The 20,249-nt window shown below is 39.5% G+C and carries 14 protein-coding genes; 10 read left to right on the forward strand and 4 right to left on the reverse strand.

Going from position 1 to position 20,249, the window contains the following annotated elements:
• Positions 1 to 31 precede the first annotated feature (31 nt).
• Complete coding sequence (locus AC07XU_RS08870; protein WP_494943283.1) at positions 32 to 1,150, reverse strand: AI-2E family transporter; 1,119 nt, start codon at positions 1,148 to 1,150, stop codon at positions 32 to 34.
• 507 nt (positions 1,151 to 1,657) lie between these two features.
• Here AC07XU_RS08870 and mnmE point away from each other — a divergent pair.
• The 3 genes from mnmE (at position 1,658) to AC07XU_RS08885 (ending at position 5,104) form a co-directional block, all read left to right on the forward strand.
• Positions 1,658 to 3,016: a tRNA uridine-5-carboxymethylaminomethyl(34) synthesis GTPase MnmE gene (gene mnmE, locus AC07XU_RS08875; RefSeq protein ID WP_494943284.1), complete on the forward strand. Its 1,359-nt coding sequence runs from the start codon at positions 1,658 to 1,660 to the stop codon at positions 3,014 to 3,016.
• 532 nt (positions 3,017 to 3,548) lie between these two features.
• The gene (locus AC07XU_RS08880; RefSeq protein WP_494943285.1) at positions 3,549 to 3,986 is read left to right on the forward strand and encodes a helix-turn-helix domain-containing protein; all 438 of its coding nucleotides are present in this window, start codon (positions 3,549 to 3,551) and stop codon (positions 3,984 to 3,986) included.
• A gap of 5 nt (positions 3,987 to 3,991) precedes the next feature.
• Positions 3,992 to 5,104, forward strand: a complete 1,113-nt coding sequence (locus AC07XU_RS08885; protein ID WP_494943286.1) for a tyrosine-type recombinase/integrase — start codon at positions 3,992 to 3,994, stop codon at positions 5,102 to 5,104.
• On the opposite strand, the gene AC07XU_RS08890 is transcribed toward AC07XU_RS08885, so the two are convergent.
• Positions 5,101 to 5,451 carry a helix-turn-helix domain-containing protein gene (locus AC07XU_RS08890; protein WP_494943287.1) on the reverse strand — a complete coding sequence of 117 codons (351 nt, stop codon included), beginning with the start codon at positions 5,449 to 5,451 and terminating at the stop codon, positions 5,101 to 5,103. The genes AC07XU_RS08885 and AC07XU_RS08890 overlap by 4 nt on opposite strands.
• Positions 5,452 to 6,795: 1,344 nt before the next feature.
• Between AC07XU_RS08890 and AC07XU_RS08895 the strand changes: the two genes are divergently transcribed.
• Positions 6,796 to 7,830, forward strand: coding sequence for an IS110 family RNA-guided transposase (locus AC07XU_RS08895; RefSeq protein ID WP_494943288.1), 1,035 nt, complete (start codon positions 6,796 to 6,798; stop codon positions 7,828 to 7,830).
• An 11-nt stretch (positions 7,831 to 7,841) separates the two neighbouring features.
• On the opposite strand, the gene AC07XU_RS08900 is transcribed toward AC07XU_RS08895, so the two are convergent.
• Complete coding sequence (locus AC07XU_RS08900) at positions 7,842 to 8,126, reverse strand: hypothetical protein (protein ID WP_494943289.1); 285 nt, start codon at positions 8,124 to 8,126, stop codon at positions 7,842 to 7,844.
• A 710-nt stretch (positions 8,127 to 8,836) separates the two neighbouring features.
• Complete coding sequence (locus tag AC07XU_RS08905) at positions 8,837 to 10,024, reverse strand: acetyltransferase domain-containing protein (RefSeq protein WP_494943290.1); 1,188 nt, start codon at positions 10,022 to 10,024, stop codon at positions 8,837 to 8,839.
• Positions 10,025 to 10,452: 428 nt separating this feature from the next.
• Here AC07XU_RS08905 and AC07XU_RS08910 point away from each other — a divergent pair, with 428 nt between their 5' ends.
• The 6 genes from AC07XU_RS08910 to AC07XU_RS08935 are packed head-to-tail and all read left to right on the forward strand — an operon-like array spanning position 10,453 to position 20,204.
• The gene (locus AC07XU_RS08910; protein WP_494943291.1) at positions 10,453 to 11,460 is read left to right on the forward strand and encodes a Gfo/Idh/MocA family protein; all 1,008 of its coding nucleotides are present in this window, start codon (positions 10,453 to 10,455) and stop codon (positions 11,458 to 11,460) included.
• A gap of 24 nt (positions 11,461 to 11,484) precedes the next feature.
• On the forward strand, positions 11,485 to 12,837 hold the full coding sequence (locus tag AC07XU_RS08915) for a Gfo/Idh/MocA family protein (RefSeq protein ID WP_494943292.1): 1,353 nt from the start codon (positions 11,485 to 11,487) through the stop codon (positions 12,835 to 12,837).
• A 9-nt stretch (positions 12,838 to 12,846) separates the two neighbouring features.
• Positions 12,847 to 14,172, forward strand: coding sequence for a sugar MFS transporter (locus tag AC07XU_RS08920; protein WP_494943293.1), 1,326 nt, complete (start codon positions 12,847 to 12,849; stop codon positions 14,170 to 14,172).
• Positions 14,173 to 14,213: 41 nt separating this feature from the next.
• Positions 14,214 to 17,420, forward strand: a complete 3,207-nt coding sequence (locus tag AC07XU_RS08925) for a SusC/RagA family TonB-linked outer membrane protein (protein WP_494943294.1) — start codon at positions 14,214 to 14,216, stop codon at positions 17,418 to 17,420.
• A 4-nt stretch (positions 17,421 to 17,424) separates the two neighbouring features.
• Positions 17,425 to 19,260, forward strand: coding sequence for a RagB/SusD family nutrient uptake outer membrane protein (locus AC07XU_RS08930; RefSeq protein ID WP_494943295.1), 1,836 nt, complete (start codon positions 17,425 to 17,427; stop codon positions 19,258 to 19,260).
• Between the two features lie 26 nt (positions 19,261 to 19,286).
• Positions 19,287 to 20,204 carry a DUF5017 domain-containing protein gene (locus AC07XU_RS08935; RefSeq protein WP_494943296.1) on the forward strand — a complete coding sequence of 306 codons (918 nt, stop codon included), beginning with the start codon at positions 19,287 to 19,289 and terminating at the stop codon, positions 20,202 to 20,204.
• The last annotated feature ends 45 nt before the right edge of the window (positions 20,205 to 20,249 follow it).

Raw genomic sequence — 20,249 nt, forward strand, 5'->3', positions numbered from 1 at the left:
CATCAACTCTAATGAACTAATGAACTAATTACTACTTCTCTACCCCAGATTTAGTTTCCACCACTTTCTTTTTTCTAAATATCGGAAACTGCATCGGACTTTTCTCTGGTCTTTCGTCGCCCAATAAAACGCCCCATTGTTTAAATTGTTCGGTACGATCAAAAATGATTTTAAGAACGGCGATTATTGGTAATGATAAAAACATACCCGAAACCCCTGCAATACTGCCACCAATTAACACACCGAGGATAGAGAACAATGCATTAATTTTAACTTTAGAACCTACAATACGCGGCATTAAAATGTTATTATCTAAAAACTGAACAACTGCAATAACAGCTAAAACTGTTACTACTGGCCATAATTCTGTAGATGAGGTTAGCGTTAACAAAACACCAATTAAATTACCAATTAATGCACCTACGTAAGGTATTAAGTTTAAAATGGCAAAGATAACTCCAATTAGTAAGGCATGTTTTATACCAATAAGTAATAAAATTCCGCCTAATAATATAGTCATATAAGTAACCTGAATTAACAAGCCGATTAGGTAGCTCTTAATAATACTTTCGGTTTGGTAAACTACATCCTTCACCTTCGAGTGATCATCTGTTTTAAACCACATAAAAGTAAAACGCAATAAAATATCCTTATAAAAGAGAATTAAATAAATATAAATTGGCAATAAACCCACAAAAATAAAAACCCCACTTAAAGTTACTGCAGCACCGCTTGCAGCTTGTCCGCCCATAGAAAGCAGGTCATCACTTTTCTCGTTGATAAATTTCGTTTGTGCTTTAGTATCAATACCGGTTAAACTACCAACCCATTCTTGTAGCGATTGCAAATGTTTGGCTACATTTTGTTTAATCTGCGGAAAATCATCTACCAACATTCCTATTTGAGCAGAAAAAAACCACACAATACCAGCAATAAAAACAGCTACTAATAAAATAGGGATTACAATAGAAAGCGATTCAGGAACTTTATATCTTCGCAAAAAGCGATAGGTAGGCAATAACATTATACTGATAAAAAATGCCATAATAATTGGCATAATAATATCTCTGCCAATTACCATTATGGCAACAGCAAGCACAATACCCAATAATTCTATTGATCTTTTAACGGTAAGTGGAAGTTCTTTCATTTCAGTATATTTAGATGCAACAACAGAAAGTTAGTTAATTTGTTTGTTTAATGAGTTAAAATATTTTTTTTCAGTTAACTACTTGCGTCAATTAAATTAGAAGCGCAATTGCAAAGCTATTTTTAAAGTATCTTCCTGCTTTCGTTGCTGCCGATGAAAAATCGGCATTCACTCTATCAGGGCTATTATCGTTACATTTGTGCAAAAAAAAACCAGCATAAACCCAACCAACTGCGTTTTCATATAAAAGGTAATTCTTTGCTCATTTGTCGCCAGCCTTTATCGGTGGGTTAGTGTGAGCACTTGCTTTAAATAATAAACCCGATAAAAGTGAAAACCCCAAATTCTTTTCCGATGAAATCGGGAAAGAATTTGGAGTTGTAACGGTTAGCGGGGCTAAATTTGCCATAACCTACTGCCAATCGTTTTCTGATTAAAAAAATAATGTGAAAGTGATAAATATAGGCTGAGTTTAAAACTGCCGACTGAAAACTGTATTTTTGCAGCATGTACAATCAAGATACCATTATTGCTTTATCAACGCCGCCAGGTAGCGGTGCTATTGGTGTAATTCGATTATCTGGACCAGAGGCGATTAGTTTAACAAATCAAGTTTTTGCTGGTAAAGATTTAAGCCAACAAGCTTCGCATACTTTGCATTTTGGTTTGGTTAAAGATGGCGATGTGATTATTGATGAGGTGGTTGCTGGCCTTTATGTTGCCCCAAAATCTTACACTAAAGAAAATGTGGTAGAAATATCGTGTCATGGTTCTAACTACATTATACAGCAAATTTTAAATCTGCTTATTAAAAATGGCGCCAGACCGGCTAAGCCTGGTGAGTTTACTTTGCGAGCTTTTTTAAATGGCGGTTTAGATTTAAGTCAGGCAGAGGCCGTGGCAGATTTAATTGCTTCAGATAGTAAAGCCTCGCATGATGTGGCCATGCAACAAATGAGGGGTGGTTTTAGTAACGAACTTAAAGGTTTACGCGAGCAATTGATCCACTTTGCATCGATGATAGAATTGGAGCTCGATTTTGCGGAAGAGGATGTAGAGTTTGCAAATAGAGACCAACTAAAGGCCTTGGTATTGCGTCTCATATCTCATATCTCACGTCTCATATCGTCTTTTGAGATGGGTAATGTACTCAAAAATGGGGTTCCTATTGTAATTGCAGGTAAACCAAATGTGGGTAAATCTACCTTGTTAAATGCGCTTTTAAATGAAGACAGGGCAATTGTGAGCGATATTGCAGGTACAACTAGAGATACTATTGAAGATGAATTAAATATTAACGGTGTTATTTTCCGTTTTATTGATACAGCAGGTATTAGAGATACGGCCGATATTATCGAGGCGAAAGGGGTGGAGCGTACTTTGGAGCGAATGAAACAGGCTAAACTGATTTTGTACATGGTTGATGCTTTGCAAACTCCTGATGAGTTGGACGAACAATTAACCGACCTCAAAAAAATAGATATTCCGTTTTTAGCAATTGTAAACAAAGCTGATTTGTTTACTGATGAACAAAAATTGGAATTTGCAAAAAAAGAGGTTTTATTTCTTTCGGCCAAAGAGAATGTTGGGGTAGAGGAGTTAAAAAATGCTTTGCTAGCTAAAATTAACTTACATCATTTAAATACCAGCGAAACTTTGGTGACAAATATTCGCCATTTGGAGGCCTTAAAACAAACTGAAAACGCTTTAGCCAAGGTGTTAAGCAATATCGATAATCCGGTAACGTCTGATTTTTTAGCCATGGATATTAAGCAAGCGCTGCATTATTTAGGCGAAATTACCGGAGAGGTTACAACGGATGATTTGCTGGAGAATATATTTACTAAGTTTTGCATCGGCAAGTAAACGCACAAAAATAGACAAACAAAAACAACATTAAACCGCTTATAATCAATGATTTAAGCGGTTTTTTCTTTGTTCGGACTTTTCGGTTTTTTGTCCCTTTTTGCCCACTTTTGTCCCTGGTTTGTCCCTTTTTTTGGGCTACTTCGCGAGGCGAAAAAGACAGGGGGAGATTACTTCACTTATTTACCCTTAGGTGCACTTAAATACCTTAACTGGTAGGGTAAATTATCCAAAAGGGGAATTACCGGGTGAATTACCACGGATGACCGGTTCGGTCAAAATCTGCCACTACGCTGTTTTATTTTGTGATTTCGATCACACTTTCCGGAATTCAGGATATGTTATTTTGATTTTCGGATGGGACTGGTACGCCTTAAATTTTTTAATTATTTAGACCATGAGTTCCAACATCCGAGTACACAGGATCTGCCAGTATTGCCAGAATGATTTCGAGGCCAGGACTACAGTAACCAAATATTGTAGCGACCGGTGTTCGAAGGCGGCCTACAAGGCGATCAAAAGAAGGGAGAAGATGATCGCAAGCGAAGTGGAAATGAAGCAGGTAAAGGAAAAACCCTTGCAGGATCTGCGCAATAAGGAATTTCTGACCGTGAGGCAGGCTGCACAGCTATTGAACAGTTCGGCAAAGACGGTCTATAACCTGATCGAAATTGGAAAGATCAATGCGGTCAACCTGTCCGAGCGCAAGACGCTTATCCTACGCGCACAGATAGATATGCTCTTTGAGCCCATTCTGCCAGAGGTAGACCTGCGCAGCCCACCAAAGCCCAAAAAGGTAAAGATCTCAGAAGCCTACCACATGGCAGAGATCCAGCTGAAGTACAATATCTCGGAAAAGGCGCTCTTCGACATCATCAAGCGCAACAATGTCCCAAAGCTGGCCAAGGGCTGGCATGTGTATGTGCCCAAAGACGAAATAGACAAGATTTTTAACCCAACCAAAAAGTAAAGCTTATGTCAAAGGTAACATTGAGACAGAGAACGCTCTCTAGTGGAAGGATCACTTTCTTCCTAGATTTTTATCCGCCGCTGAAAAATCCCTCTTCGGGAAAGCCTTTGCGAAAGGAATACCTGAAGCTGTATATGGTAAGTGAGCCCAAGAGCGAGGCGGACAAGATGTTCAACAAGCAGACGCTTGTCCTTGCAGAAAATATCCGAGCCAAAAGGCAGATGGCCATCCAGAACAACGATTATGGATTTTTGGACAAGGAAAGGCTTACTGGAAGCTTCATGGATTTCTACCGCGAAATTGTCCGCAAGAAGGGAGGAATGAACTGCGATACATGGTTCATGTCCCAAAGGTACCTCGCCAGTTTTTCGGGCGAAGATTTGAGGTTCTTTCATCTAACGGTAGGTTTCTGCGAGGACTACAAGGAGTACCTGCTCGGTGCTCCAGCGATCAATTCCCGCAAGAAGAAAATTTCGAACAATACTGCGCTTAAATATTATAATATGTTCCGTTATGTGCTGCGCTCCGCCTACAAGCACCAAATGATGACCGAGAACATCTATGACCGCACCAGCTCGATCCGCGAACACGATACCCACAGGGAGTTTTTGACGATAGAGGAATTCCAGAAATTGGCTTCGACTATGGCCTCGTCGGATATCATGAAGCGAGCATCAATAGTTTCAGGGCTTACTGGCTTGCGGTTTTCGGACATCAAGGGACTAGTTTGGTCTGAGGTCCGTGGGAGCGAGGGAGATTATTACATCCAGTTCAAACAGAAAAAGACAAAGGGTGCAGAGGTGCTTCCCATCTCTGACCAGACCTTTTCGCTGCTCGGCAAAAGGAGGGAACTTAGCGATAAGGTTTTTCCCAAACTCGACTATAACCAGACCAGACAGTTTCTGCCGGGCTGGCTGCAAAGGGCTGGCATCACCAAGCACATTACCTTCCACAGTTTCAGGCACACATTTGCAACGCTCCAGCTATCGATGGGAACTGACATCTTTACGGTATCCAAGCTCCTTGGCCATAAGGATATCAAGACAACGCAGATCTACACCAAGATCATCGATTCCAAGAAGAAGGAAGCGGCGACCAGGATCCATCTGGTACTCTAGTAGGTGTAGATTCTTTTTTTGAAACGGCCGGCGAGCTTTTCGTCGGCCGCTTTTTTCAGGTGGAAGTTTGTCTGGTCCTTATTGCTCTCAATATATTCTGCAAGTTCTTTGCGGTTGAACAGTAGTTTTTTCCCGAGCTTGAAGGCTGGGATCTGGCCACGGCATACCTTTGAATAGATGGTAGCTCTTGCAAGGCCAAGAATTACAGATGCAACTGAGATATCTATATTTTCTTCGGTCTCTGCTTTTTGTGATTGCGGGGCAAGGAGAACTTTTTCTAATCTTTCCAGTTTTTCGAGTATCAGCTGCACCGCCTCGGGCAGGTTTTCAAACGTAAGTTTTTCCATCTCCATCAAATTTTTGATGAAGCTAATGCATTTTAGGTTCGATGTTTGACAGTCCCGATAGGGAGCAGGACGGTTAGAGAACAGTCCTGTGGTCAAATTCATTCTATATTCCTGAAGCCTTTCGGAAGTTCCCATAGATGTATCTCAAGTTGAACAACCATCATGCGCGGCGAACTTCTTGAAGGTAATGTTCACTCCTGTGAGTGGTTAAAGGAGAGGGAATGTGCTAGCCTGGAAAAGTGCGTTTAAACATGCCTTATGGCACTATTATTTATCTCCAATTTACGGAAAAACGTGGACTCCAACACGTTGTTTTTTATCCATTGCTAACTTGCCATTTTTTAAGGCTTTGTTCCGGCGATATTGGAAAAATGCAGATTTTTCATTGTTGTTCGGAGCAATGAGCTTTAAATGTGGATATAGGACATGAACTTGAGATTGGGCAAGCAGTTACAAGCTTTGCTAGGGCAAAAAATCAACATTTGGTAATCCCTGGTCAAATTAGTAAAGTTCCCATGGTAGCCCTTTTTTATGATCACAAGCCGCAAACTTGGATTTTTTTTAAATTCTTAGCCAGTTATTAGAGGCTATAAAAATTCTATGTACCAAGTTTAATCGTGAAAAGGACGCTAAATATATATAATCCGCTTATAATAAATGTCTATTCTAATTTGACCCTAGTGTAAAGATTAAGAAGGGCAACAGTTTAACTAATATATTTTTAAGAGATGCCTACCGACTTATCCAATCTGAAGACAAGTCTTCTGGAATTGAATTTGTTCTTAGAGTTGAATTAAATATCGCAGATATTCACAATCTCTTTTACAGGGGTATAATAAGATGAGACTGATCATGTATCAATCTCTACGCCTCTATTTAATGAAATGGAGATAAATTAAGTTCATTTAAATATTTAGCCACAGCAATGTGGCAAAATTGGAATTACCTTATTATCTTTAACCTAAACGTATATAAGTATGAGAGATAACAAATATCATCAAGAAGCTTGGCGATGCCCGATAAAATCTTAGAATAATAGGGTTAGAAATACCATCCTTACCATTCTATTGATTGTCCCTCAAACGATTGCTCTTTTGATCTATGATTGTGGTAGATAAATTTCCAAGATGACTATTGACATCTAAAGCAATGATTGTTCCTTTGGATATTATATTTTAAGATGAAGTATTAACAAGATGACCTAAAGTGCCATAAAGGTTTAGGACCTAGATTGGGATTAAGGATGATGTGTGATAAATAATGTTAAAATTAACATCTGCAGTTGAATTGAATTATTGTCGAAGTCAGGTTAGCGGCCTATATTATGATATAATGTTCAACTGCATGGAACAATCTATTATGAAAAAATATAAATTCTTTATCGGCATAGACGTAAGTAAACTAACATTAGACTTTGCCGTGATGCAGCAAGAGGTCGTTCTGTTCCACAGAAAGATAAACAATAGCAAGGAAGATATAACAGCATTTATCAAGGAGCTGAAGGAACTCAAGGGATTTAAGATCTCAAATGTCGTATTCGGTATGGAGCAGACAGGTATCTATTCTAATCGGCTGATAGCTGTATTGGAAAGATTTAAGGCAAATATTGTTCATGAAAACTCCAATTACATAAAAAACTCCCTTGGCACTTTAAGGGGCAAGAATGATAAGATAGATGCCATAAGGGTTGCGACATATCTGGTAAAGTCAAGGGATTTTTTGATGTTGTGGCAGGGCAAAAGAAAAATAATTAATGAACTTGCAAGCCTTAGCACTCTTAGGAACAGGTTGTCAGTAGCCCTCAGATCCCTTAAGGTGACATTGAAGGAAGATAAATTATTTATAGATGATGGACATTCCAATCAGAACAATCAACTTTGCAGCAACTCGCAAAGGGCTTTAGGTTCTGATATAGATGCCCTAGATTTGAGGATTAGAGAGGTATGGAGTTCGGATGAAAAACTTAGACACCTGATGGAACTGATAACCTCCGTTCCCTGCATCGGGGAAATGACAGCACTTCAGATTATCATTACCACCAATGAATTTGAAACGATTACTTCCCCAAAGCAGTTTGCAAGCTATGCAGGGGTTGCTCCCTTTCCCTACCAATCGGGCACTTCGATTATTGGAAGAATGAGGGTATCGCACATGGCAAACAAAAAAGTCAAAACCTTATTACACACCTGTGCGGTACTTGCAATCCGTTTTGTGCCTGAGATCAGGGAGTACTATGCCAGGAAGACCGAATTTGAGCACAAGCATAGGATGCTTGTTCTCAACGCTATACGCAATAAGCTTATATTGAGGGTCTTTGCCTGTGTAAAACAGGATAGGCCATACATTAAAGATAATCATTCGCATGTGGCCATCATTTGAATGTTTATCGATCATAGTTGTTTTTTTAACAAAAAGTCACGAAGTTCCTGCCACCTAAACGTGGGAATGGACACGTCAAATTCAACTATGATCTTCAAATCTTCACTGGGATAGCTATCACCTATTATCCCATTTTCATTCCATTTGTTCAGTTCATATAAGTTCAGGAATTCTCTTAGTTTTTCTTCATTTTTTGGGGTTATAATGAATTTTCTAACGATGAAACCATCAACTGATTTCTTCCCCTCTAAAGACTTAAGTGCCGGAATTAAAGCCGAGGCTGTTTCTAGGTTCATATTATGACTGCATTTCTTATTGATAAGCAATAGAAGTGCCACTAGGTTTGCAATCAACAAAAAGTGCGATCCATGCACGTAATGATACGCAATGAATGTTGTACAGAAACAAACTGTTGAATGACTTGGTTACATTTGGGGAAATTACTACGCCATTGTGGAAACTTATGCATAATTAAAAGGTAATAAAAACATTGCTCGGTTTCGATTTAATTCCAAATGTGCTATTTTAACATAGTTATAAATCCAATATCCATTTATGGAATATTGTTCATATGAACATTTAACTTCAGGGTGCTAATGTCTTTTTATTATCGCTCATCAAGCACACGTTTAGGCTATTGGCTCTTTATAAGATCAGGTCATGGTGCTACCAACGAACACATGAAGGGTAATTAGTTTAGATTAAATAGTTATTCAGAAACACCTCTAAAGCTCAGATCGAAATAGCTGATGAAACGAACTAAGTACGACATTTGCGGAGAGCTGACTTTAAATACTAGATCTGGAATATATATTGAAAATGGGGCAGTCAGTAAGGACTAGAGCTCCTCCAGATAAAGAATTTTGTAGATTTATAGCAACTTGGCTGTAATAGATTTCAGCTACTGAACTGTGACAAGGTCGAAGACGTGGAAATCAACTTACTGAATGGATATGCTATTTTTTGAAGGTAAGCCCAGTTTGGTAGCTTAGGTATATCAGATTTGTTAGAGGTATTTCAGCCACCATTGCGTATGAGTGGATTTATAATTCTGAAACCAGGTGCAGGGACGATAAAGGATAGCCACAACTCCAAGCCATATCAGATACACAATGGGCAGTGGGTAGCCAAAGTCGTTAGGCCTAAACAAAAATGGGGATTGGGGCGTGGCAATCTGATCTGCACTATAACCGGAAGCAAAGAAAAATACAGCCAGGATGATATGGATGAGATAAAAGTGCAGGACATAATAAAAGAAAGGAACCTTTCCATATACCATCATTATCCTACTGAACCAATTCTTAAGGTTTTCCATCGATGCCAAGATCATCAGTGCAGGTCCCAGGGTCATTCCGTAATATTGTAATGAGGGTGGATATTTGCTCACGTTAAAAAAATCGAAGATGTTCTTAAGGGTGTCTGCATGCACTTCCCTTGGAGTTGGGTTGCCATAAAGGCTGAAATAACGCAACAGCAAAAAAGACAGGAAGAGACCCAAGCCGCTATAAAACAGATATTGCTTCCTCTTTAAAGCATCGAAGTTTGCGTCGAACCATCTACCTATCGAAAATCCGATCAGCATAGCTCCAGTCCATGGTAAGATTGAATAGAATGTGCCTATATAATGTTCACTAGCAATAGGGATCACCTTTGTGCTGGTGGTAAACAATATCGAGATCAGCTCGGCACTGAGCGAACCAGGGGCCGGGAGGTTTAGGTAGTCAATGATGTTGTGACCAAAAAACAGCAGTATACCTACGGCTGTTACCAGACGGTGGGATATCCTGGCCAATATGCCCAGCAGGATCATGCTCCACCCGATTGACCAGATCACCTGCAAGATAATAAAGTTGAAGAATGGGTTAAAGGTCAGCCCGAAGGTAATAATGGTGATCTCTACAATTATCAGCCAGATGCCCCGTTTGATCAAAAAGTTGCCCGCTTGGTTTGGCTGTTTGTTTTTTGAAGAAAGGTAGGCGGATATCCCTGAGAGAAAAACAAAAACCGGGGCGCAGAAATGGGTTATCCACCTGGTAAAATATAAAAACAGATTTGTGGTATTAGGATCCATTGGGTCAGACATCATGCTGCCGTTGTGATGGAAAAAATCCCGTGTGTGGTCCAATGCCATAATTACCATCACAATTCCCCTTAAGATATCTATGGAATTGATCCTTTTTTTGCCGGTACTCATCTGTAGTGGGTTAATTGGCTCTAAATTACGATAACTAATTAAAAATTAAAACTTTGCCAATGAATCTCTATCTTTTTTCCAAACGATCAAAAATAGCATTGTCGTAGGCGTGATTGCCCAGAGATTCATATTTCGATCAAATCTGAAAGACCAATCATTTTTGTCGCCATAAGATTTGGTATGGTAAGCTTACATGAACCATTTGTTTCTAGAAAGCCATTTAAAAAAAATTAAACATTTATTTTTTTTTTAAAATAATTTTTTTAGATTTACTTCGGGTACGTTAACGGAGCTATTCTAATGGCTTTTTAAGTTACTCAATGACCAAATATTTGACCACCCATCATCGAATGTAATTTTATAGAAAAAGATGATGGATTTTTTTAACTCAATTTACGGGTACGTACCCGTAAATATAAAATGGTGTTATGATTAAAAATTACGTTCGTAGAGATTTTGTGAAAATGGCTGCAATTGCTACAGCAGGATTTGCTTATAGTGGTAAATTAAGTGCAATCGGTGCTACTGCAGTAATTGGCGGTAAAAGAGTTGGCATAATTGGTTTAGATACTTCACATGCTGTGGCATTTACTAAAACATTAAACGATCCAAATGTTACTGCTGATTATAGAGGTTATAAAGTGGTGGCTGCCTATGCCCAGGGTACCAAAGATATTAAAAGTGCACTGGATAGGGCTCCCGGATTTATTAAGGATGTAAAAGCTCTTGGGGCAGAAATAGTTGATTCAATCCCAGCTCTGCTAGACAAAGTTGATGTAGTATTATTAGAATCTAACGATGGAAGGGTACACTTGGAACAAGTTCTTCCAATCCTTAAAGCTAAAAAGAAAGTATTTATCGATAAGCCAATCGCTGCTTCATATGCGGATGCAAAAGCCATTTTCGACGCTGCCGAGAAATACGGTACGCCCATATTTTCTTCATCCTCTTTGAGATACATAGATGGAATTGCAGATGCGGTAGCGGAAAAAAATGGAAAGATTATCGGCGCACAAACTTACAGCCCTTCAACGATCGAAGCTACGCATCCAGATTTTTTCTGGTATGGCATCCACGGCGTAGAGATCCTTTTCACGCTAATGGGGGCAGGCTGTAAAAGCGTTAGTCGTATCCATACTTCAGATACAGATCTGGCGGTCGGCGTTTGGGATGATGGCCGAGTAGGAAGCTTTAGAGGTACCAGAAGTGGCAAAAAAGATTATGGTGCTACAGTTTTTGCAGAGAAAGCCACTTTTATATTAGGAGAATTTAAAGGATACAATCCGCTATTATTAGAAATAGTAAAATTTTTTGAAACAGGAATTCCTCCAGTGAGCAAAGCTGAAACATTGGCTATCTGTGCTTTCATGGAGGCGGCAGACTTGAGTAAAAAGCTTGGAGGTAGACCAGTAGATATTACAGAAATCACAAAATAGCATTCACACTACTTCATAAATAAGATGAAAGAACAAGACGAAACACGTAGAAATTTTATAAAATCTGCAGCAATTGGTACAGCAGCCTTATCATTTGGCGGAATTTTACCTGGTTTTAGTGCAAAAAGTTATGCCAATATTTTAGGTTCAAATGAAAAAATTAGGGTGGCGATGATGGGTGTAAATTCTCGTGGATTAGCACTTGCCACCAATTTCGCCGATCAAGCAAACTGTGAGGTGGCTTACGTTTGTGATGTAGACAGTCGTGCTGCAGATAAGTGCATTCAAAAGGTGGAGGGCGTTCAGAAAAAGCGCCCACTAGCGCAACCTGATTTTAGGAAAGCACTTGAAATACAAGATTTGGATGCTTTGGTAATTGCAGCTCCCGACCACTGGCATGCGCCCGCAGCTATTTTAGCTTCACAAGCAGGTAAACATGTGTACCTCGAAAAACCAGCAAGTCATAATCCAAACGAGGGTGAAATTTTACTGGCTGCGGCAAGCAAATATAGAAATGTAATCCAAATGGGTAACCAACGCAGATCTTGGCCAAATGTGGTTGCTGCTATTAAAGAATTGCATGGTGGCGTGATTGGTAGACCTTATTTTGCAAAAACATGGTACACAAATAACAGAGCCACAATTGGCATTGGTAAAACTAGTGCTGTTCCCACTTGGTTAGATTTTGAACTTTGGCAAGGACCGGCACCACGCCGGGAATTTAAAGACAACCTGATCCATTACAATTGGCATTGGTTCTGGCATTGGGGAACTGGTGAGGCGTTAAATAATGGAACACACATGGTGGATTTAGCTCGTTGGGGAATGCAGGTTGACTATCCGACCAAAGTAAGCTCTGCAGGTGGAAGATATCGTTATCAAGATGATTGGCAAACCCCTGACACTCAGGTTATAAATTTAGAGTTTGGAGGCAAGGGGGCGATCACCTGGGAGGGAAGAAGTTGTAACGGACGTACCATTGAAGGTTCTAGTGTAGGCGTAATTTTTTATGGTGAAAATGGAACCTTGCAAATTGATGGAAACAATGCCTATGTCATCCATGATCTTAAAAATAAGGTTGTTAAAGAGGTAAAAAATGATGTTGCTGTTGATGCTACAAATTTAACCAATCCTTCTCAAAGTTTAGATGCTATCCATATCCAAAACTTTTTTGATGGCATTAAAAAAGGTACAAAAGTTAATGCTGATATTTTGAACGGTCACATCAGCACTCTATTGGTACAACTCGGAAACATTGCGCAAAGAACTGGAGCTACGCTAGATATTGATCCTAAAAACGGTCATATTCTCCAAAATAAAGAAGCGCTTAAATACTGGAGTAGGGAATATCAAAAAGGTTGGGAGCCAAAGGTTTAAATTATCGAAATGAAACAGCGCCAAACATCAATTGCAGTTAGCAAAATTAGTAAGAAGGATACGCTCATCTCCATACTTATCATTGGGGTATTGTTCTTTATATTCGGTTTTGTAAGCTGGATAAACGCCATCCTTATTCCATACTTTAAAATTGCATGTGAACTAACCAATTTTCAATCCTATTTGGTTGCTTTTGCATTCTACATTTCTTATCTGGTGATGTCATTGCCATCTTCCGTTTTATTAAAAAGGGTAGGATTTAAAAAGGGGATGATGTTCGGCTTTTTCATCATGTCTGTTGGCGCATTTCTTTTTGTACCAGCAGCCTATCTAAGAACATATGAAATTTTCCTAATCGGCTTATTTACTTTAGGTACTGGATTGGCGATCCTACAAACTGCTGCAAATCCTTATATCACCATACTTGGGCCACCGGAAAGGGCGGCACAACGGATAAGCATTATGGGGATTTGTAATAAGGCTGCCGGCATATTGGCGCCCTTATTGTTTGCGGCAGTTATCCTCAGGTCTACCGATAGTGCGCTTTTTAAACAAATTCCACTTTTATCACCAGCAGATCGACAAATTGTGCTGGATGAACTGATAAGGAGGGTAATGGTGCCTTATGCTTGCGTAGGAACAGTACTTTTTGGACTTGGTCTTTTTGTAAGATTTTCCCCACTTCCAGAAATTGATACCGAAGAGGAGACTATAGAACTGGCACAAGCAAACTCATCAAAGAAAAGTATTCTACAATTTCCTCATTTGGTATTTGGAGCGATTGCGATATTCTTACATGTAGGTACCCAGGTAATTGCGATTGATACCATTATCGGTTACGCAGGATCTATGGATATCCAATTAATGGAAGCTAAAGTTTTCCCTTCTTATACATTGGCCGCAACAATTTTCGGTTATATTTTAGGTATCATCCTCATTCCAAAGTTCATCAGTCAACTCAATACCTTACGCATTTGTACTGCATTAGGCGCGATTTTTACACTGCTTATCATTTTTGCAAGCGGATCAGTTACTTTTTTAGGTCATAGCGCCGATCTCTCGATTTGGTTTGTGGTATTGCTTGGCTTCGCCAATTCGATGGTTTGGGCCGGCATTTGGCCTCTGGCATTAAAGGACTTAGGCAGATTTACAAAAGTAGGTGCTTCATTAATGATTATGGGACTTTGTGGCAATGCCATTATGCCGCTGATCTATGGCTATTTTGCTGATGCACATAGTCTTAGGATTGCGTATTGGGTCCTTTTTCCTTGCTATCTATACCTGATTTTTTATGCTAATTATGGATTTAAGCTTAGAAAATGGAAAACTGGTTAATGTTTAACCTCACATAACTCAAAACCAAACAAAAACTATATATGAGATTATTATTCTTATCAAAAAAACTTTTTGGAGGACAGTCAGCTAAGTTTGCCATGCTTGCCTGCCTATCTGCCCAAATGGCTGTGTGGCCGGTAGTTGGTTATGGAGAAGGAGGTAAGTTGCCTGTCATTCTCCAAGCTAACCAAGCCGAAATTAGGGTAACCGGCAGAGTTGTGGATGAAAAGGGTGCACCGATGCCGGGGGTAGGTGTAAAAGTAAAGGGCAGCCCTATTTCAACCGTGACTAATCAAGATGGAAGGTTTACAATTGATGTACCAGATGAACGTGTGATATTGGTGTTTTCTTACATTGGTTACCTGACCAAAGACCGCACTGTTGGCTCCGATCGTAACATCGAGGTAACTTTATTAGAGAACGTTTCACAGTTAAATGAAGTAGTGGCGGTAGGTTATGGTACAGTTGCAAGGAGAGATTTGACTGGGTCTATAGGTTCGGTTTCGATGGAAGACTTACAAAAGGCCCCCGTTCGTTCATTTGACGAGGCATTGGCAGGACGCGTCGCCGGTGTACAGGTATCTTCAGATACAGGTCAGCCGGGCTCGGCTATCAATATCATTATTCGTGGTAATAACTCTCTTACGCAAGATAATTCACCTTTATATATTATCGATGGTTTTCCGTTAGAAAATCCGAATAATAACATCATTAACCCTGAAGAAATCGAATCTATCGAAGTATTAAAGGATGCTTCTTCAACAGCGATTTATGGTGCTCGAGGTGCTAATGGTGTAATCATCATCACTACCAAGAGAGGGAAAGTGGGTGCTCCAAAAATTAATTATAATGGTTCTTACGGCGTTCAACAGGTCATTCGCGAAATGGAGTTGTTTTCTCCTTATGAATTTGTACGCTATCAATTAGAAAGGGATGCGACCAACTCTCTGCAATCGTATTTGAGTGATGGACGTACGCTAGAGGATTATCGAAATGTGGAAGGCGTAAACTGGCAAGATCAGCTTTTCAATACTCGCCCAATGCATAACCATAATCTTTCTATTTCTGGTGGCACGGATCAAACCAGGTATTTTGTATCCGGATCGTTTGTTGATCAAAAAGGGATCATTACCAATTCTGGTTATAGCCGTTACCAAGGGCGATTTAACCTAGATCAATACCTTAATAAAAATTTCAAGGTTGGTGTAAATGTGAATTACAGTAACCTGCTACGTAACGGAACGGTTCCATCTGATGGCACAAATAGTGAAACAGGATTAATGTTTAGTGTTTGGGGTTATCGACCAGTTACTGGTAAATCTATTGTCGATTTGGAGGATGATCCTGTTGATAATGATTTGGATTTAGTAAATGATAGCCGCTTTAATCCGCTTTTTTCGGCAGAAAATGAATTGAGGAAAAATATTACTAATTCGCTAAGAGCAGATGGTTATGCCGAGTATAATATTCTAAAAAACCTAAAACTTAGAGTTACTGGAGGTTTTGACCGTAACTCGACAAAAAGTGAAGTCTTTAACAACAGCTTGACAAGATCTGGTAGCCCATTCACGCAAAGCGGAAAATCCAATGGCGTTAACGGATCAATTACGATGTCAGAACGCAGCACCTACGTGAACGAAAATGTACTTACCTACAATAGGACATTTAACAAAAACCATAGGTTCACCGCATTGGCGGGAGCTACTTTTCAGGGGAGTAGAATTAGCATCAATGGTGCTGCTGCGGAAAAATTGCCAAATGAAAATTTGGGTTTGGCGGGGCTTGATGAGGGTATTCCAGTAAGCATTAGAGCTTCCGAATCAGAATATACATTGGCTTCTTTTTTAGGTAGGGTAAACTATAACTACAAATCAAAATACCTGCTAACCGCTTCATTCCGTACCGATGGCTCCTCAAAGTTTGCCTCGGGTAATAAATGGGGTTATTTCCCTTCAGCTGGAATAGCCTGGACAATCAGTGAGGAGAAATTTCTTAAAAAGGTGAATTGGTTATCAAATGCTAAATTTAGGCTAAGCCATGGTATTACGGGCAATAACAGGGTATCTGATTTTGCTTACCTTTCCGTGATATCTTTGCCTGCAGATATTGGCTATAGTTTTGGGAATGGACAGGTTAATGCTGCAATTCCATCTTCATTGGGTAACCGCAATCTTAAGTGGGAAACAACCAGACAAACAGATATAGGTTTAGATTTGGGTTTTTTCAAACAGCGTTTGTCACTTGAGATGGATATTTATCGTAAAAACACGTACGATTTGTTGCTTCAAGCACGGCTTCCAAATTCATTGGGTTTTAACAGCTCAATCAAAAACATTGGCAAAGTACAAAACGAAGGTTTAGAGTTTACGGTAAACTCAGTAAACTTAGGTAGGTCGAGTAAACTATCATGGACAACCAATTTTAACATTGCTTTTAATAGAAATAAGGTTCTGGAATTATCTGAAAACCAGTCTTCGTTTGCAACTTTCATGAATTGGGATGGAAATTACCGTAACCTCCCACTTTACATTGCTCAAATCAATGAGCCAATGGCGATGTACTACGGCTACATTTGGGAAGGCAATTACCAATATTCAGATTTCAATCAGTCTGGCACCGCTTTTACGCTCAAAAATAATGTAGCAACCAATGGAAATGACAGGTCTACTATTCGTCCTGGAGATATAAAATACCGAGATGTAAACGGAGATGGTGTTGTAGATGCGAATGACCGTGTGGTGATAGGCAACCCAAATCCAGATTTTATTGGTGGTATGTCTAATAATTTTGCCTACGGCGGATTTGACCTTAATGTATTTTTTCAATTCTCGGTCGGATCAGAAATTTTTAATGCCAACAGATTGGTATTTGAGGGAATGGGTAGGCCACAACAGAATATGTTTGCCACTTATGTAAATAGATGGACGCCAGAAAACCAGAACAATGAATATTATCGCACCAATGGCTGGGGCCCTTATGCATACTCGTCTAGAGTAATAGAAGATGGATCATTCTTGAGGTTAAAAACAGTGCAATTGGGCTATAGTTTGCCTGCGAAAATGTTGAGCAGATATAAAATTAGAGCCCTACGCGTTTACGCTGCTGCACAAAACCTTTACACCTGGACAAAATATTCTGGATTTGATCCTGAAGTATCTTCAATGTATTCGGCACTTACACCTTCATTCGACTATTCGGTTTACCCTCGTGCTCGAACGATAACATTTGGTCTAAACTTAAATTTATAAGCACATGAAACAGAAAATATTAATCATGCTTGCCTTCATTTGTATAGCATTTTGCTCATGCAAAAAATATTTGGAAACAACCCCAGAAGATTTTTCGTCACCAGAGCAGTTTTATAGTACAGCTTCAGAACTAGAGAATGCATTAAATGGCGTTTACCATTCGCTAACCGTAGACGGTACTTTTGGCAGAAATTTGGTAATTGAATTAGCCAATGAAACAGATGAGCTCTTCTACAAACGAACAACGCTCTCCATTAATCCTATGCTCTTTAATTATGATGCCAGCAATACCGTTGTGGCAGCGTCTTGGCGAGCACTATACGATGGAATTAATCGTGCAAACTACCTATTGGCTAACGTAGATAAACCTGTGATGGATGAAAAAGCTCGCAGGATAATTAAGGGAGAAGCCTTATTTTTACGTGGCTTTCTCTATTTCCAATTGGTAAGTTATTGGGGTGATGTGCCTTTAATGCTAACGCCAACCGTAGATGGTAACCAAGTGAACGTTCCTCGAGCACCATCAGCCCAAGTTTATGCTCAAATTTTAAAAGATCTTACCGAGGCTAAAGATTTGGTAAACCCAATCACCGCTTATACCAATAATGGAAAAGTCAGCAAAACTGCAGTACAAGCGATGCTGGCAAGGGTTTGTTTAAAAATGGCAGGATATCCATTAAAGAACACAAGTAAATATGTTGAGGCGAGAGCTTGGGCAGACAGTGTAATCACATCAGGTCTTCACTCACTTAATCCAGATTACAAACAAATTTTCATTAATCATTCTGCCGATAAATATGATTTAAAAGAGTGTATCTGGGAAATCGAATTTTTTGGAAATAACACAGGAAGCGTTTTACTAGGGGCACGTTTCTCTAATCAATTGGCTATTAGAAATACCAATGCCGATGCAGGTTACGGATATGCCATCTTAGGGGCAACACCAACACTTTTTAATTTGTATAAACAAGGAGACACCCGCCGCGATTGGAATATTGCAACTTTTGGTTTTTTAAGTAATAACAGCACTGATACGGTTGCCAAAACAGACATCCATTCTCGTGATGCTGGCAAATGGCGCCGACAATATGAAACTGTTAGACCTTTAGATGTAAATTGGAGTCCTACTAATTTACCTGTATTGCGTTACGCAGATGTACTTCTAATGTTTGCAGAAGCTGATAATGAAATTGAGGGCAGACCATCTCAAAGATCAATAGACTATGTTAACCTAGTTCGCAGACGGGGTTACGGTAAAACACTTAACGGCACGGGTGTAATTTCTGAAGGCGTTAAATCAATTACCCTAAGAACAGGAGGCACACTTTATCAAAATACAACTGCCGATCCTTTAATAGTTGAAATTGTAGGTGGCGGTGGAACCGGAGCAAAGGCTACCGCAACCCTAACTGGTACTGTAGTTTCAGCAATTACAGTAACAAGTAGTGGTTATGGTTACAGTACAGCACCAGAAGTAAGAATAAGAAATACCCGGGGTTCTGGCGCAACTGCAACTGCATCCCTTACCCCAGCAAGTCAGGCAGATTTATTGCCAGCTCAGTTTGCCAGTTCAACTTCATTCAGAACTCTTATCCAAGAAGAGCGTGCCAGGGAGTTATGTTATGAAGGACATCGTCGTAATGACCTCATCCGCTGGGAAAGATACTTACCAGCATTAGTAGATGCTGGAGATTATTTGGAGGCCAATGCACCACTGGCTATCAGAGGTAATCAGGGTGTAAGTGCTTATGCAAGAGCAAGTCAAAAGCACCTATTATTGCCAATACCAAGTGCAGATATTGTACTCAATAAAGCACTTACACAAAACCCAGGATGGTAATTTACACAACAATAAAACATTCAGTTATGATGAAATTAAAATATGGTTATTTAATGCTGATGGTAGCTTTAATAACATCATGTACCAAACAAGAGGAAGTGGTGCCCAATTTTGATGTTAAGGCGCAAAATACTACAATTAAAGCCGGTGAGGAGGTTACATTTGCTATTAGTGGCGACGCAAAAGTAATTAGTTTTTATTCTGGCGAATTCAGGAACGACTATGCCTTTAAAGACGGCCGTGTGCTAACTCTGGACGCCGCAAAGCTACTTTTTACATCAAGGGTGCAATTTGGAACCCAACCAAATCAATTAAGAGTGCTAGCCTCAAGCAATTTTAATGGAGAACTTAATCTCACCGCCTTAAAAGCAGCAACATGGAACGACATTACCAATAGATTTACCTACGCAACAACTACAACCAATGTGTCTTCTACAGAACAGGATATTACCGATCAAATAGTAGATGGAAAACCACTTTACATTGCTTTTAAATATGTTTCCTTGCCACAAACTGCGAACGGTACCAATCGTACATGGACCGTATCTGCATTAACGCTTAATACCCAAACAGCACAAGGGTCAGCTTTGGCGGTAGATCAACGTACAGCGGCATGGACATTGGTTCAATCTTCAAATATTACCGATCCTAGTAGATCAACAGTTTCCTCTGCAGGTACCCTCACCTTAAGAGGTAATAATTTGCCTAATCCTGAAACAGAAGCAGAGATTTGGGCAGTTTCTAAACCAATTGATTTAAGTAGTGTAGATCTTGGCCCAGATTTTTCAGTTCCAATCAAAAATGTATTAGACAATCGCCTGGAGCAGTATAAATATAGGTTCGCTACCGCTGGCACTTATAAAGTGGTATTCATAGGGTCAAATGTGAGTATTTATGGTAATGAACCAATTAAAAAGGAGATTACCATAACCGTAAATCCTTAAATAATAGTTTATCTAAATCCTCGAAAATAACTTTGCAGCAATTGA

The organism is Pedobacter sp. GW456-11-11-14-TSB4, assembly GCF_059424425.1.

Bases quoted from the DNA above. Each gene is read 5' to 3' on its own strand.
- AC07XU_RS08880 (WP_494943285.1), top strand. From the start codon at position 3,549: ATGATCGCAAGCGAAGTGGAAATGAAGCAGGTAAAGGAAAAACCCTTG.
- AC07XU_RS08935 (WP_494943296.1), top strand. From the start codon at position 19,287: ATGATGAAATTAAAATATGGTTATTTAATGCTGATGGTAGCTTTAATA.
- AC07XU_RS08905 (WP_494943290.1), bottom strand. From the start codon at position 10,024: ATGAGTACCGGCAAAAAAAGGATCAATTCCATAGATATCTTAAGGGGA.
- AC07XU_RS08910 (WP_494943291.1), top strand. From the start codon at position 10,453: ATGATTAAAAATTACGTTCGTAGAGATTTTGTGAAAATGGCTGCAATT.
- AC07XU_RS08890 (WP_494943287.1), bottom strand. From the start codon at position 5,451: ATGGAAAAACTTACGTTTGAAAACCTGCCCGAGGCGGTGCAGCTGATA.
- mnmE (WP_494943284.1), top strand. From the start codon at position 1,658: ATGTACAATCAAGATACCATTATTGCTTTATCAACGCCGCCAGGTAGC.
- AC07XU_RS08925 (WP_494943294.1), top strand. From the start codon at position 14,214: ATGAGATTATTATTCTTATCAAAAAAACTTTTTGGAGGACAGTCAGCT.
- AC07XU_RS08930 (WP_494943295.1), top strand. From the start codon at position 17,425: ATGAAACAGAAAATATTAATCATGCTTGCCTTCATTTGTATAGCATTT.
- AC07XU_RS08885 (WP_494943286.1), top strand. From the start codon at position 3,992: ATGTCAAAGGTAACATTGAGACAGAGAACGCTCTCTAGTGGAAGGATC.
- AC07XU_RS08900 (WP_494943289.1), bottom strand. From the start codon at position 8,126: ATGAACCTAGAAACAGCCTCGGCTTTAATTCCGGCACTTAAGTCTTTA.
- AC07XU_RS08870 (WP_494943283.1), bottom strand. From the start codon at position 1,150: ATGAAAGAACTTCCACTTACCGTTAAAAGATCAATAGAATTATTGGGT.
- AC07XU_RS08915 (WP_494943292.1), top strand. From the start codon at position 11,485: ATGAAAGAACAAGACGAAACACGTAGAAATTTTATAAAATCTGCAGCA.
- AC07XU_RS08920 (WP_494943293.1), top strand. From the start codon at position 12,847: ATGAAACAGCGCCAAACATCAATTGCAGTTAGCAAAATTAGTAAGAAG.
- AC07XU_RS08895 (WP_494943288.1), top strand. From the start codon at position 6,796: ATGGAACAATCTATTATGAAAAAATATAAATTCTTTATCGGCATAGAC.